Annotated in this window: 17 protein-coding genes, 1 pseudogene and 1 riboswitch; of the genes and pseudogenes, 13 read left to right on the forward strand and 5 right to left on the reverse strand. The window is 34.1% G+C overall.

Translation table 11 applies throughout. The annotated features are described in order from the left end of the window. The first annotated feature begins 200 nt into the window (after positions 1-200). From J2Y67_RS26630 to J2Y67_RS26655, 6 genes and pseudogenes are all read left to right on the forward strand, one after another. A complete protein-coding gene (locus J2Y67_RS26630) occupies positions 201-665 on the forward strand; it encodes a group II intron maturase-specific domain-containing protein (protein WP_310179083.1) in 465 nt (154 codons plus the stop codon). A 674-nt stretch (positions 666-1,339) separates the two neighbouring features. After that, a complete protein-coding gene (locus J2Y67_RS26635; protein ID WP_028395991.1) occupies positions 1,340-1,549 on the forward strand; it encodes a hypothetical protein in 210 nt (69 codons plus the stop codon). Between the two features lie 253 nt (positions 1,550-1,802). Further along, a pseudogene (gene dfr / locus J2Y67_RS26640) lies at positions 1,803-2,292 on the forward strand (DfrD/DfrG/DfrK family trimethoprim-resistant dihydrofolate reductase). A gap of 161 nt (positions 2,293-2,453) precedes the next feature. Further along, positions 2,454-2,627: a hypothetical protein gene (locus tag J2Y67_RS26645; RefSeq protein ID WP_310179060.1), complete on the forward strand. Its 174-nt coding sequence runs from the start codon at positions 2,454-2,456 to the stop codon at positions 2,625-2,627. A 165-nt stretch (positions 2,628-2,792) separates the two neighbouring features. Continuing rightward, positions 2,793-3,137, forward strand: a complete 345-nt coding sequence (locus tag J2Y67_RS26650) for a cupin domain-containing protein (RefSeq protein WP_310179062.1) — start codon at positions 2,793-2,795, stop codon at positions 3,135-3,137. A 157-nt stretch (positions 3,138-3,294) separates the two neighbouring features. Beyond that, the gene (locus J2Y67_RS26655; RefSeq protein WP_310179064.1) at positions 3,295-3,753 is read left to right on the forward strand and encodes a 2-thiouracil desulfurase family protein; all 459 of its coding nucleotides are present in this window, start codon (positions 3,295-3,297) and stop codon (positions 3,751-3,753) included. 245 nt (positions 3,754-3,998) lie between these two features. On the opposite strand, the gene J2Y67_RS26660 is transcribed toward J2Y67_RS26655, so the two are convergent. Together J2Y67_RS26660 and J2Y67_RS26665 are read right to left on the reverse strand one after the other, a co-directional pair. Further along, positions 3,999-4,394: a DUF3224 domain-containing protein gene (locus J2Y67_RS26660; RefSeq protein WP_310179065.1), complete on the reverse strand. Its 396-nt coding sequence runs from the start codon at positions 4,392-4,394 to the stop codon at positions 3,999-4,001. Positions 4,395-4,621: 227 nt separating this feature from the next. After that, a complete protein-coding gene (locus tag J2Y67_RS26665; RefSeq protein ID WP_310179066.1) occupies positions 4,622-5,491 on the reverse strand; it encodes an SDR family NAD(P)-dependent oxidoreductase in 870 nt (289 codons plus the stop codon). 123 nt (positions 5,492-5,614) lie between these two features. On the opposite strand from J2Y67_RS26665, the gene J2Y67_RS26670 reads away from it, so the two are divergent. The 3 genes from J2Y67_RS26670 to J2Y67_RS26680 all read left to right on the forward strand — a co-directional run bounded on the left by J2Y67_RS26670 (position 5,615) and on the right by J2Y67_RS26680 (position 8,459). Then, positions 5,615-6,070 carry a MarR family winged helix-turn-helix transcriptional regulator gene (locus J2Y67_RS26670; RefSeq protein WP_310179067.1) on the forward strand — a complete coding sequence of 152 codons (456 nt, stop codon included), beginning with the start codon at positions 5,615-5,617 and terminating at the stop codon, positions 6,068-6,070. Positions 6,071-6,198: 128 nt separating this feature from the next. Then, positions 6,199-6,603 carry a hypothetical protein gene (locus tag J2Y67_RS26675; protein WP_310179068.1) on the forward strand — a complete coding sequence of 135 codons (405 nt, stop codon included), beginning with the start codon at positions 6,199-6,201 and terminating at the stop codon, positions 6,601-6,603. A 555-nt stretch (positions 6,604-7,158) separates the two neighbouring features. Then, a riboswitch (ZMP/ZTP riboswitch) is annotated at positions 7,159-7,241 on the forward strand. 51 nt (positions 7,242-7,292) lie between these two features. Continuing rightward, positions 7,293-8,459 (forward strand): phosphoribosylaminoimidazolecarboxamide formyltransferase, encoded by a 1,167-nt coding sequence (locus tag J2Y67_RS26680; protein ID WP_310179069.1) that lies wholly within the window; start codon positions 7,293-7,295, stop codon positions 8,457-8,459. 230 nt (positions 8,460-8,689) lie between these two features. Here the strand turns inward: J2Y67_RS26680 and J2Y67_RS26685 are convergent, their stop codons facing one another. Next, positions 8,690-9,916 (reverse strand): IS110 family RNA-guided transposase, encoded by a 1,227-nt coding sequence (locus J2Y67_RS26685; RefSeq protein WP_310179085.1) that lies wholly within the window; start codon positions 9,914-9,916, stop codon positions 8,690-8,692. A gap of 554 nt (positions 9,917-10,470) precedes the next feature. Here J2Y67_RS26685 and J2Y67_RS26690 point away from each other — a divergent pair. The 3 genes from J2Y67_RS26690 (at position 10,471) to J2Y67_RS26700 (ending at position 13,343) form a co-directional block, all read left to right on the forward strand. Further along, on the forward strand, positions 10,471-11,217 hold the full coding sequence (locus tag J2Y67_RS26690) for a hypothetical protein (protein WP_310179070.1): 747 nt from the start codon (positions 10,471-10,473) through the stop codon (positions 11,215-11,217). A 247-nt stretch (positions 11,218-11,464) separates the two neighbouring features. Beyond that, positions 11,465-12,388 carry an ABC transporter substrate-binding protein gene (locus tag J2Y67_RS26695; protein ID WP_310179072.1) on the forward strand — a complete coding sequence of 308 codons (924 nt, stop codon included), beginning with the start codon at positions 11,465-11,467 and terminating at the stop codon, positions 12,386-12,388. A gap of 418 nt (positions 12,389-12,806) precedes the next feature. Beyond that, positions 12,807-13,343: a DUF3231 family protein gene (locus tag J2Y67_RS26700; RefSeq protein ID WP_310179074.1), complete on the forward strand. Its 537-nt coding sequence runs from the start codon at positions 12,807-12,809 to the stop codon at positions 13,341-13,343. Between the two features lie 574 nt (positions 13,344-13,917). Here the strand turns inward: J2Y67_RS26700 and J2Y67_RS26705 are convergent. Then, the gene (locus J2Y67_RS26705) at positions 13,918-14,298 is read right to left on the reverse strand and encodes a MerR family transcriptional regulator (protein ID WP_166262441.1); all 381 of its coding nucleotides are present in this window, start codon (positions 14,296-14,298) and stop codon (positions 13,918-13,920) included. Positions 14,299-14,437: 139 nt separating this feature from the next. Here J2Y67_RS26705 and J2Y67_RS26710 point away from each other — a divergent pair, with 139 nt between their 5' ends. Further along, complete coding sequence (locus J2Y67_RS26710; RefSeq protein ID WP_166262442.1) at positions 14,438-15,205, forward strand: SDR family NAD(P)-dependent oxidoreductase; 768 nt, start codon at positions 14,438-14,440, stop codon at positions 15,203-15,205. Between the two features lie 502 nt (positions 15,206-15,707). Here the strand turns inward: J2Y67_RS26710 and J2Y67_RS26715 are convergent. Next, positions 15,708-15,902 carry a hypothetical protein gene (locus J2Y67_RS26715; protein WP_310179080.1) on the reverse strand — a complete coding sequence of 65 codons (195 nt, stop codon included), beginning with the start codon at positions 15,900-15,902 and terminating at the stop codon, positions 15,708-15,710. Between the last annotated feature and the right edge of the window lie 131 nt (positions 15,903-16,033).

A 16,033-nucleotide genomic window follows, 5' to 3' on the forward strand; every position in this document is an offset into this window, starting at 1 on the left:
ACCTACGGCTGAATAATGGGAGCCGGATGAGCTGAGAGGTTCACGTCCGGTTCTAAGAGGGGCTACTGGGGAGGTTCCAGTGGTCTACTTGCCTTGTTTGTTGTTTTCAATATAAAAGTGAAGCCGAACAATTCTTCCATTCATTAAAGTTAAGATTAAAGAAATTTAATCTAGAAATAGCTGAGGATAAAACCAAAATCATTCCCTTCGGGCGGTTTGCGGAGCAAAATGCAAATCATCAGGGAAGGAGTAAACCAGCAACTTTTGATTTCCTTGGATTTACACATTATTGCGGTAAAAGTAAACATGGGAAATTCCGGGTTAAACGGAAAACAAGCAAGAAGAAAGTCCAAGCTAAACTAAAAGAAACTAAAGAATGGCTGAAAATTAACAGAAATAAAGACATTCATATGATTATGGATAGATTTAAACGCTCACTAGTAGGTTACTACAACTATTATTGCATCACAGATAATACCCAAAGTGTAAACAAATTCAGAGACAAAATCGGGTACTTACTGTTTAAATGGCTCAATCGAAGAAGTCAAAGGAAATCATTTACTTGGGATAAATTCAGACTCTTTCTTAATAAATATCCATTACCTTACGTAAGAGTTAAGGTTAATATATACAACCTAAGAAAAGAAATTAGCTACATTTTGTAAATGATAACTAGGAGGAGCCGTGTGCATTAATAGTGCAAGCACGGTTCTGTGAGGGGGAGGAATGCAATCTACCGTTAAGGTAGAGAGGTTTCTTTCTACTCGACTAATTGAAGAATGGTTTTTATATAGTACAGTTTAATTTAGGTTCATTTTTGCTTTTGTTTGAGAAACCTTAAGCGAATGTATATCCCTACACAAATTAAGCCTATAACAGCGTTGAGTAAAACTTCCCACAATGGAGAGTAAAAGGATTTAGAAATTGCCCCTATTTCAAAAGCTAAGAACAAAATAAGCCAAAACCACAACTTATAGCGTTGATAATAAAATGATAACAATTTGAACAACTCCTTTGTTTTCTATCAGTCTATATTTTACACTTTTTAGAAAAATCTGTAATGAATCTTTTTCGTCAAATTGAAATTAATCCAAGATTGTGAAGTTTTGTACTTAAACTATCGGGTGCAAGAGTTAAAGATCCCAGCTGCCAACGAAGGCGGCTTTTCTTTTTGTGCTAAAGGGGGCAGATTACTTCAAGAATCAAAATAACGCTCTGTTTAATTGAGTGTCAGCTCATGTTATAATGAGAAACTTAGGATAATTACGACTTTTGCTCATGATTGAACGGATGCAAAGAAAAGCCTCCGTCTAACGATAAAATATGGAGGTGTAAGTGAATGAATAAACGATGGACGATCGGTAAAATTAAAGAATTTGTTGAGAACAATTCGGAAAGTAAGTTGCTAACGACGGAATATCACGGTTTTTCTCAAAAGTTACTATTTAAATGTGCATGTGGTAGCAACTTTGAAAAAACATTTACAAAATTTAAAAATAATAACCAACGTAAATGTGATGTGTGCCAACCGCCAAAAGCGTCACGCTAAACGTATAGCGAATAAACAAAGTGCCGACTTCTATTAAATAGAAGTTGACGCTATTTTAAAAAAATTTTGATTAATCACCTTACTCCTATTGTCTTATTAGAGGTAAGGTGATTTTTTATTGGATATTTGTGTTAATTTTACTGAAAGATTGTGAAGTAATTTACTTAAGCTAATGGGGCAGGTTAGTGTAACAAGAAATTTCAATAAAATACAAAATTATATTGTAAAATAGGCTAAAAAGGCTGTGTAGGATATGAAGGTTTCTTTAATTGTTGCGATGGATAAGAATAGAGTGATTGGCAAAGATAATGACATTCCTTGGAGAATTCCGAAGGATTGGGAGTATGTTAAAAATATTACAAAGGGACATTCAATCATATTGGGTAGAAAGAACCTTGAGTCATGGAAGAGCTTTACCTGACAGAAGAAATATAATTCTTACTAGGGATAAGTACTTTAATTTTGACGGTTGTGAAATTGTCCATTCAATCAAAGATGTTTTTGAATTATGTAAAAATGAACAAGAGATTTTCATTTTCGGTGGGGAGCAGATTTATAATATTTTCCTTCCTTTTGTTAAGAAGATGTACATTACAAAAATTCATTATGAACTTAAAGGAGATACATTTTTTCCTGAGGTTAATTTCGATGAGTGGAAAGAAGTTTCTGTTGAAAAAGGGGTTATGAATGATAAAAACCCTTATAACTACTATTTTCACGTTTATGAAAGAAAGCTTTCTTAAGCTAATGGGTGTACGAGTTTAACAATGAGTTGCAGCAGCAGCTCTTTTTTTCTTTTTAAGCTAACGGATCTGGTTAATTTAAGAAAAACAAAATAAACGTCACCCATTTTACCGTTTTATGGTAATGTTGAAGTAGTTTATTTGTAAGGGGCGACAAAAATATGGGGATTATTTTAACATTATTTTACGGCTTTATTGGTTTAGTTGTTCTATTTCTTATAATTGCATATGCAGTTAGTATTGGCATTGATAATTCTAAGAGAGTTAAGGCTTTAAGTTCCGAACTTAAAGAAATAAAAAAACAACTTAAAGATTTAGGTGAAAATGTGAAATAACTTTGTGTTGTTATTCAAGGGGGCTAGAGTTGAAAACGGTGATCGCTGCTAACGGTCTTTTTTCTTTTTAAGCTAACGGTCAGTTTAATTCAATAAGGTTTTTTAATTGTACTAACTATCCTGGAGATTTAAAATTTATGAAAAAAGACCAGAGGAGTATTTTGTATGAAGATAAGTAAACAAAACGCAGAACATTACATATGGGGAGATATTTGTGATGGATGGCATCTAGTAAAAAATAAAGAATTAAGTGTCATTCACGAACGGATGCCCGTTAACACTTCAGAAGTAAGGCATTTTCATAACCAAGCACGTCAATTTTTCTTTGTTTTATCTGGCACTGCCACGTTAGAAGTTAATGGTGAACGTATAATTTTGAACCCTCATGAGGGAGTTGAAATAGCACCTTTAACACCACACCAAATGATTAATGACTCAAATAAGAATGTTGAATTTTTGGTAATTTCTCAACCTACCAGTAAAGGTGATAGAGTATTAACAAGAGAGTAGTTTCGTTTTTTGTTATTCAATAAATGGGTACTTTCCTAAAACAAAGGTTGCTGCAGCAGCCTTCTTTTTTATTGGGCTAAAAGTTCAGGTTAATTCAACAAAGGAATTTTTTGATAAAATTTATTAAGGAAGATTTATGCTTAAGGGGGTTAGAAATATGATATTGGTGAGTTCCTGCTTAGCGGGGGTGAAGGTGAGATATAACGGCACGCACAGTTTAAATAATGAAATAACTAAACTTGTAGAAGAAAATAAAGCTATTACAATATGTCCAGAATTACTCGGTGGATTTTCAACTCCCAGAGAACCTGCTGAAATAATAGGTGGAAACGGAGAAGATGTACTCGATGGAAAGGCTAAAGTAATTGAAAAATCAGGAAAAGATGTTACGGAACTTTACATAAAAGGAGCTTATACTACACTTGAAAAAGCTTTAGAAATAAATGCAACTATAGTGGTCCTAAAGGAAAATAGCCCATCCTGTGGCAGTTTAATGATTTATAACGGCGAATTCATTGGTAAAAAAATTGAGGGGATGGGCGTTACTTCTGCTTTATTAAAAAGAAATGGATTAAGAGTAATTTCAGAAGAACAATTTGCTGAAACCTTTCTTTAGTTAGCTGGCTTCAAGTATTTCTACAACTAAAATTAGCAGAGACTGTTTCTCCACAAATACTTATGAGGCTACATTTGTTTTCAAAAGTTTGTGAAATAATGTACTTAAAGTAACGGGTGCAAGAGATGTAGATCAAGCTGTCAGCTTTTCTTTTTGCACTAAAGGTGCAGGATAGTTTTAGAGAAGATCTTTTTGACGAAAAGGACATTCCTGGTAGTACAGAAATGCCCTTTTTTACTGTTTTGTTAGAATTTAAAGTCTAGAATCATCTTACTGGTTTCACCTGTAAACTTATAGTTATAAGACCCTTTCAAGCTTTCTAAGTCACCGGTAGCGTTGATGATTGTTCCTGGAGAATCTAGATTTCCTTTATCAAATATTCCTTGCTCTAAAGCCGTAAATGTCCCATGTTTTCCTTTGTAAGTTCCTTCAAAATGCAGAAATCCGGAAATTTTAGAAGTGGCTAAGTGACCATCATCTATAGTAGAGTCTATATAAAATAATAAATATTCAACAAATGCTTTTCCTGTTAATTCACCCTCAATATCATATTCGACATGGGCAATATTAATAGGGAATTCCTTTCTAACGTCGTCTACAGGCTGTTCATCCCATTTGCTTACTGAAAATGTTACCTCCATGGTAAATCTCTCCCTACATTATAATTAGTAATTCACCTCTAGTATAATATCCAAAAAGTACCATTATCAATTATAGAATAGGGTTAATTTTATTAATTTTTCTTTACTAACTTTGTGAGATGCTACACTTAAAGTAACGGGTGCTTTACCATAATTACAAGTAAAATTAAAAAGTCTAAATTATGCAAGTTTTTATTAGACAATACATTTTCATAATCTTTAGATCATCATTTTATATACTCTGACAATAATTCCTTTGTATCATTCCACAAACGTTGCTGCATAGAAACATCTTTTCCTGGATATATAGGATCAATTTTATCACTAGTTCCAACATTAAAGTATCCTCCTGTCACCCTTTCGTACTGGGAATCAAGTGCTAAACGAACAATGATATCAGCTCCTCTTTTCGGATCTCCGATATTAAGGATTTTTAAAATTTTTCCCAATACAGAAGATATACGAAGGTCTCTTCCCAGCCCAGTATTATTGAAACCAGGATTCAGAGCGTTGGCAGTGACCTTAGTACCTGAAAACTGACGTTCTAACTCACCAGTAAACATGATATTCAGAAGCTTTGTTTTTCCATAAATTTTAGATGAACCTCTTACAGTAAATGGGGATGTGTCCGTCAAATCACATGGTAATTTTAGTTCTCCATGATTTCGTGAGGCTTCAGAAGCGACATTAATAATTTTTGCATTTTTTGCTTTTAGCAAGGAATCCTTTAACAGATTTGTCAAAAGCCAGGGTGTTAGATAGTTTACTGCAATCATCTCGGCAAAACCTTCAGAGGTAACACGTTGCTCGAACCCATGAAGCCCAGCATTGTTGATGAGTATATCAATTTTTGAATAACTTTGTTTTATCTCAATTCCTATACGGCGAACATCTTTCATTAGCGATAAATCACCAAAATAGAAATCAACCTTAGTATTTGGTGAAGCTTCTTTAATTAATTTCTCAGTTACTTTAGCCCGTTCTTTGTTACGAGCAGTTAACACTAGATATGCACCACGTTTTGCGATTTCAATTGCAGCTATCTGACCAATACCACTGGTTGCACCAGTCATTACAATTATTGGATAATCAGACATTATACACTCTCCTCCTCTTAACTTGACACAGTCATAATAGTTAAATATATTTGATATATATCAATCATATTTAATTATTTGATATATGTCAAATATATTTAGGTGCGTTGAGAAGGGGGAACTATGGATATTAATAATTCTGATTTGAGAGAAAAACTGGAGTTAGCTTTTGGTGAACAGCTCAATGCGTTGATTAGTGAGGCACATGCACTTAATGTCAGAACTGCAGCTACCTTTGATGTAACTTTGCAGCCTGCAGCCTTTTTGATTGTCCGCTGGTTATTTTCACACGGACCTACTAACGCTACTACTTTAGCTGAATCAACTGCAATGGACCGTAGCTCTATCAGTAGACTTATTGGGCAATTGAAAGGTCTGGGATATGTAAAGAGCGAGCGTCATCCTAAAGATCGTCGAGGAGTATTGTTATCTTTAACCGAGCTTGGTCATGACAAAACAACAAAAGCTTTAAAAGAAAAAGAAGCTATTTTTTACGAACGTATTTCAAGTTTAACGGATTCAGAATTGAAGGTATATATTGAAATGCTAAAATCTCTAACGATTCAACAAAGACCATAATTCTTGAGGAATTTAGTGTCTACTTTTGAACAAATGCAACTGTTATTGTAGGTTTGATTCTTTACTTATGTCGTGATATTTCATTTTTCTTCCATATCATTGCAAGGTTTTAAAAAGGAGTTAATTAAATGGAATCCTCTCTTTCAATTGGAAAAATAACTGTTCAATTCCCTGACCATAGTTCCAAAGAGTTTTTTATCTTCGAGGACTTGGCATCACTTTTTAATTTTGAAACTAGTTATGAAGCTGAAAAATTTATAAAAAAGAGATTGAAGGATAACGGTATTACGAAAAAAGTGGATTTTGATTCAGAAAGCGACTTTGTATCAATACGAACTAGAAATGCAGATGTCATTTTAGAAATAGCAATCCTAATCAATGAAATAGCAAGTTCTCCGATTGATAAGGACGCAATAAAAGACTTTAAAAAACTTTTATTGGCTGCTAAACCACCGAAAAAACAAAAATGGGGAATTGGTGATATATTTTCAATTCCCTTATCAGACCAAACTTTTTTTTTGGACAAATTGTAGGTAAATTCGAAGGGTTAACTCCTATTTGTATTATCTTAAATTTAAATAAAAAGGGTCTTCCCGAAGACGCAGAACTTAACTCGTCTGATACTTTAGGGGCATTAAGTTTTATTCCCGACAGAATGGATAATTTCACGTTTAGGGTAATTAATAATTTACCTTTGCTTCGACAAGTTGCAGAGAATGTTAGAAGAAACCCTATAATTAATACACAATATAGCAGTGTTTCTATAATAAATTTTTGTGAAGAAATTAAAAATAGAGGAACAACATCTAAATATCGTGAATTTATTGATAATATAAACTATCTCAAATAAGTTATAGATACAATTAGTGGCTATTTATTGTTTAATTGTGAAGTATTGCACTTAAACTAACGGGTGCTTGAGTTTAAGATTAGAGCTGTCATTAAGGCAGCTCTTTCTTGTTGAACTTAAAGGGCAGTTTAGTTGAGGAAGGTTAACACGCTTAACCTCTCAAAAAATTCAAAATATAATTTTTATTTCCTTGAAGGTAAAGGATTATTTTGGTAAAGTTAAATTTATAAAAAGTAATGTTGCAATGTGTACTGGCGATTAAACGTGGATTACCACGGGGGATCACATTGTTTTTATAAGCCGTTCGCCTGGGCAAAGTGTTTGAAATAATCAAACACTTTTTTTATTTGTATGAAAGGGTGAAGGTTAAAGATGGAAGAAATAGTAATGCGGTATGGTATTAATCCCAATCAAGGCAATGCAAAGGTTAAGTCCCTTGAAAAGTTACCTTTTAAAATTCTTAATGGAGAGCCAAGCTATATCAACTTACTTGATGCTTTTAATTCTTATCAACTTGTAAGGGAACTTAAATTTGCAATAGGAGAACCTGCGGCAGCCTCTTTTAAACACGTAAGTCCTTCAGGGGCAGCAGTATACAATCCATTAAATAATGAACTAGCGAAGTCTTATTTTGTTGATGATATGGAATTATCCCCTCTCGCTATTGCTTATGCAAGGGCAAGAGGAACAGATCGAATGTCTTCATTTGGTGATTGTGCTGCATTAAGTGATAAAGTCGATCTTTCTGTTGCTAAATTTTTAAAGAGAGAAGTCTCTGATATGGTTGTGGCACCTGCTTTTGATGATGATGCTTTGGAAATCCTAAAATCAAAGAAAAAAGGAAAGTACCTTATTATTGAGATTGATCCAGATTATGAGCCTGAACCGATAGAGGAAAGAACTTTATTTGGGGTTAGCCTTGTTCAGGATAGAAACAATATGTTAATAACAGAGAAGATATTAAACAATATAGTAACTGAAAACAAATTTTTCCCAGATTCAGCAAAGAGAGATCTATTAATTTCTGCAATAACACTAAAGTATACGCAGTCCAATTCTGTATGTTTTGCCAAAGATGGGCAAACGATTGGTGTTGGAGCAGGACAACAATCTCGTATACATTGTACGAGACTTGCTGCATTAAAAGCAGAAAACTGGTACTTAAGACAACACCCAATAGCTCTTTCGATGAAATTTCGTGAAGAAGTTTCACATACTGCAAAAAATAATGCAATAGATAAGTGGCTTTGTGATGATCTTACAGCACCAGAAAAGAAAGCTTGGGAAGAGTGTTTTAATGAAGTACCTCATAAGCTTACTCATAATGAAAAAAGAGAATATTTAAATGGACTAAAGGAAGTATCGTTTGCTTCGGATGCATTCTTACCTTTTCGAGACAATATTGATCGAGTTGCACAAAGTGGTGCCAAATATATTTTACAAACTGGTGGATCGTTACGTGATAAGGAAGTTATTGATGCGGCTAACGAATATGGTATTGTAATGGCATTCTCAGGAGTACGGTTATTCCATCATTAATTTGTTGATCCAAAAGTAAAGATTTCTTTAGAATGATTGTGAAATGTTGTACTTAAAGTAACGGGTGCTTATGTTCAATAACGGGATGGCTGCGGTGATCCCGTTTCTTATTGTACTATCCTGAAAATAAAGAACTGGGATATCACTTTTTTGGCAATACGAAACTAGACCCTTTAAATCTAATTTTTTTGAAAGGGCATGGGAAGGTTCTATCTTTGTTTTGAACATAATTATGCTATTGCTTCAACTATAACTTTACAACCAAGTGTCTCTAATCGTTTAATAGACTGCTTAATCACTATCTCTTTCTTCCGTCGATCAAAGTAATCTGCCCCTAACTCAATATAGGGTACTCTTTTACTTATCAAGTGATAAGCAATTGTTAAAATGGTATGTCCAACTGCAACTGCTGCCCGTTTTTTCCCAACTCTTGCTGCTAAACGTTGGTATTGGGATGAAAGATAGGTGTTCTTTGTCCTTGCTGCTGAATGTGCTGCTTCAACAAGTGCTGATCGTAATTTTTTATTACCTTTTCTTGTTTTTCCGGACTTTTTTTTTCCAGCGCTTTCATTGTTTCCTGGAACCATTCCAGCCCAGGAACATAAATGTGGTGCGGAAGGAAATTGTTTTGAAATTTCCATACCTATTCCTATTTCAGCTAAAAGTTGTTCGGCATGACTTCTACCTATTCCAGGAATAGAATCAAGCAGTTCAATATCTTCTTCATATGGTAGCATACGCTGCTGGACTTCTTCACTTAACAGTTCAATCTGTTGATCCATAAAATCAATGTGTGAAAGTTGGGTTTTTAACATCATTTTTTGATGGGGTCCAACGGACCCAACCAAAGCACGTTCTAACTCATCCTTTTTTTTCTTTAATCTACTTTTAGCTAAGTTTGATAACGTCTCAGGATTATTGACACCGTTAATAATCGCTTCAATCATTGCTCGACCGGATACACCCATAATGTCAGTGGCAACCGAAGAAAGCTTAATATTGGCACCTTCTAGCACCTTTTGGATTCTACTAATCTCCCTAGCCCTTTCTTCAATGAGACTTCGGCGGTATCGAACTAACTCACGTAATTCTCTTTGTTCTCGATTAGGGATATAACTGTGTTGAAGTAAACCGTGTCGCAGTAATTTCGCAATCCATTCTGCATCTTTCACATCGGTTTTACGTCCAGGTACCGCCTTAATATGTGCAGCATTCACAACCATCGGTTGTATTTCCTCAAGTTCTAAAAGATTGTAAATAGGCTTCCAATATACACCTGTACTTTCCATTGCAACATGAGTACACTGTTTACTTTTGATCCAATCCACCAATTGGAAAAGGTCATGTGTCATCGTATCAAACGTTTCGATTTCTTTTCCTTTTGGAGTAATCGCGCAAGCGGTAATACTTTTTTTGTGAACATCGAGTCCACAACAGCGTGCATAAACAACATCCATTATTAACATCCTTTCAACAGGCTGAAGTAAATTAAGGCTGGTGCAACAACCATATAAGATTAATCTATCCTGCGTGCTTCTCATTCGAGAGCAACAATTTGTGGTGCACCTGGTCGTAGTGAATCAGTCTACCATGCGGGCTTAAAAGCACCATAGTTGATCGACCTTCCTTCGCCAGCCGTATTATCAGCATTGACAGGAGGAAGGGGAGCTAGACTAGTATAAAAACATTTTCATTCATTTGATGGTGCCGCAACGCGGCATGCATGTCTACCATGAAAATAAGTTTCCTCGGGATTTGAAAAATGACAATACTTAAGAAAACCCTGCTCAATTGTTAAAAAAAAGAGGAGAGCGTTAATTAATAAGTCTATGAATTGGTTGACTGGATTAAGGTCAGTATCAGTATTGACACTTCCTAACTATTTTCATTCTCTGTGGTGAAGCGGTGATTTTTCGCTTCATGGATGGCTAACGGGGCAGATTAGTGCAAAAAGGAAATGTAAATCCCTTCATAGAATTATTATAAAAAATCTAAAATTAGGGAGTGTTAGGTGGGTGCTTGGGGAGTAGCAATATTATCCGATGACATAGCTGAAGATGTTAACTTTAGATATAAGGATTTATTAGGCGATAATTATTCAAATGAAGAAGCAAGTAGAATTGTTATTGAAGAATACCTGAATGAGTTAGATGATGAAGAAATTACAGCTTTTTGGTTATCATTTGCGTTAATACAATGGAAATTAGGAAGACTGCAAGAGGAAGTAAAAAACAAGGTACTGCAAATTATAGATAGTGGTTCAGACCTTGAACGTTCGGAAGAAGACCCTAAATTAAAGAAGAAGCGTGAATCTGTTCTTCTTAAACTAAAAGAGCAATTAAATTCTCCACAGCCACAAGCTAAAAAAGTGCCAAAGAGATTTGTATCAGAAACTACTTTAAAGGCAGGGGATGCCATTAGTTATGAATTACTATCAGGGGATTATATTATCCTTAAGGTAATCGGTATTATTGAACAATGGACTGGAGATAGATACCCTCTTTTTGAAATATGTGATTGGATGGGAAAAGAAATTCCTTCAAAGGAACAAATTAATAAATTAGATTTAAAGAAAGAGACTTTTGAAAATGGAAATCAAAAGTTGAATAAACTGGTTTTCCCTGGGGGAAAAAGAGATAACCCAACAAAAAGAATTAGAGTGATAGCAGAAAATGTAGGCATAAAATTAAGTATGGAACCCCCGTATACATTATTAACTTGGAAGGAATTTGATGAATACTTAGCGAAATATAAATAGAATAAAGAAAAAGGAAAGACCCGTCACCAGTTTACTTATCATATTTATAAGTTTGTGAAGAAATACACTTAAACTAACGGTGCTAGAGTCTAACAAGTATCAGCTGCGAATGCAGCTTTATTTGTGTCGAAATGTAAAATGAATGTAACATAATGCACGTTTTGTTACATTGGATAATCTTCAAATTTTTGTTTGGTAATTAGAAATAAAATATGAATATACTTTAACTTGAGGAGGCTAATCAATTATGAAGGTATGCTCGTTTTTACCAGCTGCTACTAATATGATCTATGAAATGGGACTAGAAAGATATCTGAAGGGAGTCACGTTTGAATGTCCATCGGATAAGCCAAAAATTATTCGTACGTATCTCGAGGGGCGTAATCTTTCAAGTGCAGAAATTGAAACCTATGTCACAGAATCATCCAATATAGGAAAAAGTTTATATTATGTGGATATGGAATTATTATCAGACATAGCACCTGATCTTGTTTTTACACAAGATGTATGTGATGTATGTCAAATTAGTACCTCTGTTGTGCAAAAAGCGATTGGTTCCCTTGAAAAACAGCCGAAAGTGGTACCATTAATACCGAGAAGGCTACGTGATGTCTATCAGAATGCCCTGACCATTGCGATGGAGCTGGGAGAAGAAAAGGTTGGCCTTGATTACATAGCTTCTTTACAAAAGAGAGTACGTGCCATTACGGACAAACTTCGTGAACATCAAGTGGAACCAAATAGAGTGATGATTATGGAATGGTTAGATCCCATTTATAATTGTGGGCATTGGATTCCTGACCAAATCTCGTTGGCGGGTGGAGTGGATATGTTGTCCAATCCGGCAGGTTACTCTGTCATTACTTCTTGGGAAAAGGTACAACAATATGATCCAGAAGTATTGGTCATTGCGCCTTGTGGTTTTCAGGTGGAACGATCAATCCAGGAAATCGATCAGCTAACAAGTAAACCAGGGTGGAGCGAATTAACCGCAGTAAAAAACAAAGCCGTCTACTTGGCAGACGCAGATTACTTTACAAGGCCAAGCACAACATTGGTAGACGGAATTGAGTTGCTGGCTGCACTATTTCATCCGCAGCTTTTTGAAATTCCGGAAACATGCAGGAACAAGGTTGTATCCATTTCAGATATGGAATTATCACGGGTGTAAATGATAATTCTCATGAGGACCGGGCGGTTTTTTGCTCGGTTTTTCTATGTTTTTCAAACATGGGGACGGTTCTTGTGTTTTAAATGATCAAAAAGCACCTGAAAAAGAAAATGAATGGAGGTTTAGCAGTAACTGTTTTTTCATGAAATTCGACAAGAAAATAATGAAACATAATAGATATTTTGTTACATGGATGAATTTCAGATCTGTTGCTTCTTCAGCTAACGTGGCAGGTTAGTTAAAGAAGGAATTATGAACATATGTTATAGTGTTGGCTAATAAGGAAAGATTTGAACAATTGTTGACAAGGAATATATTTAATATTATATATTTAAAAGTAACCAGAATAGCCTTCTGAATAAATTCGATATATTAGGTAAAATTAACTAGGAAATGTTGATCTTCAGGGGGCTTTAATATGAATTATTTTGAAATATTATATGATACCTTTAAACCTTTTTTAGATGGTGAAAAAAAACCATTAAATACATTAGAGGTAAGTAATATATGGTTATATGCAGGAATGGGTCAAAGTACATTACGACTTGAGGAGGTTTGGGTAAACACAATTCAAGATACTGAATTGAAAGAAAAAGTTATGAATGTTTTCCTTGTTCATAAAGAAATTGTAAATGAATTAAATGAGTTTCTATTGAAAGAAAGTGTGCCATTACCCAAACCTAGTGCACCTAAGCCAATAGATGATTATCAGGCTATCCCAGAAGGGGCGAAGTTTACGGACCAAGAAATCGCTGATTTATTATCTTATAACCTTCTAATTGCTATGACTCATGGAATGAGAATAATAACGGAATCAATACGTGCAGATATTGGATTTATGATCTCAAAGTTTTTACTCATGCATTTATCTGTTTCAATACCATTAAAACAACTTATGTTAGAACGAAATTGGATTCAAGAAGCTCCTCCGTATATAAATAATGCCCAGAGATAAATCCTTGTTGTAATAACGGGGTGCAATAGTTAAAGAGGGAGATCGCTGCGGCGATCTTTTTGCTTGTTGAGCTAACGTGGCAGGTTAATTGAAGAATGGTTTTTATATAGTACAGTTTAATTTAGGTTCATTTTTGCTTTTGTTTGAGAAACCTTAAGCGAATATATATCCCTACACAAATTAAGCCTATAACAGCGTTGAGTAAAACTTCACAATAGAGAGTAAAAGGATTTAGAAATTGCCCCTATTTCAAAAGCTTAGAACAAAATAAGCCAAAACCACAACTTATAGCGTTGATAATAAAATGATAACAATTTGAACAACTCCTTTGTTTTCTATCAGTCTATATTTTACACTTTTTAGAAAGATCTGTAATGAATCTTTTTCGTCAAATTGAAAGTAATCCAAGATTGTGAAGTTTTGTACTTAAACTATCGGGTGCTTTAGTTCAATAACAAGTAATTAAGGAACGCACATATTATATACATCTAATACGTGCGTTTCTTTTATTATGTTTTTACGTTATTTACCCTAAATATAATAATACTAAAGAATATTTCATTTTCATATAATATTATGCTTTTGTATCTACTTCATTTCTTTTCAAAATCATTTCTTTATATGAAGTAATTTTATGTTCTAACATTTTATTCGTTTCTTTCAGTATCTTTAACTGGTTTTCGATGGAACTTTTATGATCTTCTAATAGTTTTAATCGATTAATTGCTGTATGTTCTCCTTCAGTATACAAGAAGGCATACTCTTTGATTTTTGTGATCGGCATTTGCGTCTCTTTTAATTTTAAAACAAATTTTAGCCATTGAAGATGCGATTCAGTATATTTTCTTTCTCCATTTTCATTCCGATCTGGAAGAATGATATTCTCTTTTTCATAGTAACGTAATGTATGTGTACTAACTCCTACTAGTTGTGCCACTTCGCCAATTGTATACATAAAACCCTCCATTTTTAACCAATGCTAATCAAGTGTAAAAAATAGGTTTGACTTAGAGTTTACTCTAACCACTATAATAAATCAGTAAAAGTTAACAATCAATTTTTGTTAGTATAACAAAATATTAGGAGGCAATAAAATGAAAAAATATACAGTTATTACAGGTGCAAGTTCTGGTATTGGCTATGAAACAGCTCTTGCTTTTGCTGCTCGCGGTAAAAATTTAGTCATTGTGGCACGTAGAACTGAGGAGCTTGAAAAACTAAAAACAGAGATCGTGAAAGTAAATGCAGAATTAGATGTCGTTATTAAAACAGTTGATTTATCAAATACGAAAAATGCTTATACATTATATGAAGATTTAAAGGGATATGAAATTGAAACGTGGATTAATAACGCAGGATTTGGTAATTTTGCATCGGTTGGAGATCAAAATTTAACTAAAATTGAGACAATGCTTAATTTAAATATCGAGGCTTTAACTATTTTAACTTCTCTTTATGTGCGTGACTATTCAACAGTTGAAGGAACACAATTAATTAACATTTCATCAGGTGGGGGTTATACGATTATTGGAAATGCAATCACATACTGTGCTTCTAAATTCTATGTAAGTGCCTTTACTGAAGGGCTTGCACATGAATTAAAAGAAAAGGGTGCAAGCATGCAAGCAAAAGTATTAGCACCTGCTGCAACTGAAACCGAATTTGCAAAAGTATCGAATGATTTAGAAGAAAATGTTAAGTTAGAAGGACTTCTTCCTAAATACCATACAGCTAAAGAAATGGCTGGATTTATGCTTGATCTTTACGATAGCGAAAAAGTAGTTGGATTTGTAGATGGTCGTACTTATGAATTTCAATTAAAAGATCCAATGTATCCTTATGCAGTAGGAATGAGAAGCTAATAAAATTGATTTATTATCATTATTCGAAAATTTCTTGTTTATTATTTTTCCATTAGAAGGACCTTTCATTTATTTGTTTGTTCAATTAACTGATGCAATAGTAAAGGAGTGAGATCGCTACGGCGGTCTTTTCTTTTTGTGCTAACGGGGCAGAATAGTTAAAGAAGGATAGTGATCCAAGGCACTCTTAAGAGCCCGTTTTTAATATTTAAAAAAGGCTCTTTTATATTTGGAGAATGTGAATATAATGGATGAGGCAGTGGAAAAACTACTTGGACGTACTGTTACACCAATGAAAGAGGCTTTAGCTCAAATTGTTAGCCAACTATCTCAAACAAATAATTAATTTAACACAGAACTTGGAAGAAGGATGCTTATTACTTTCTATGAAGCTTAGAGATATCATCATTTCAATTTTTATTAATTCTTTCATGATGTTTTCTCCACTCTTGCTGTTGTGGGGAAAACGTAAGCACTTCCAATCAATCCGTCAATGGAAAAATTAGCAACCCTTCAGTGTATTAAATCGTTCAACAGATAAACTATGCAATCTGTGTCGTTCTTTCTCGCCTAATTGTTCATCCAGAATTTGAATTGAACAATCATAGGCAAGATCCGTTTGCCATTCTAATCTCTTTACTACTTCATTCAGTTTTTCCCAATCATTATTGATACTCATTGTCGGTTTTTCAGACACATTTAATCCTCCTTATAAAAAAGAGGCCCGATTAACTAAAATGTACCCTTTGTAAAGGACATTTAAAAAAAGGTTAGGAAGCCTGAAGAAGATGATTTCTGTATTGAACAGGGGTCATCTTTTTTAGGTTC

The organism is Neobacillus niacini, from assembly GCF_031456445.1.
Lineage (GTDB): Bacteria > Bacillota > Bacilli > Bacillales > Cytobacillaceae > Neobacillus > Neobacillus niacini_I.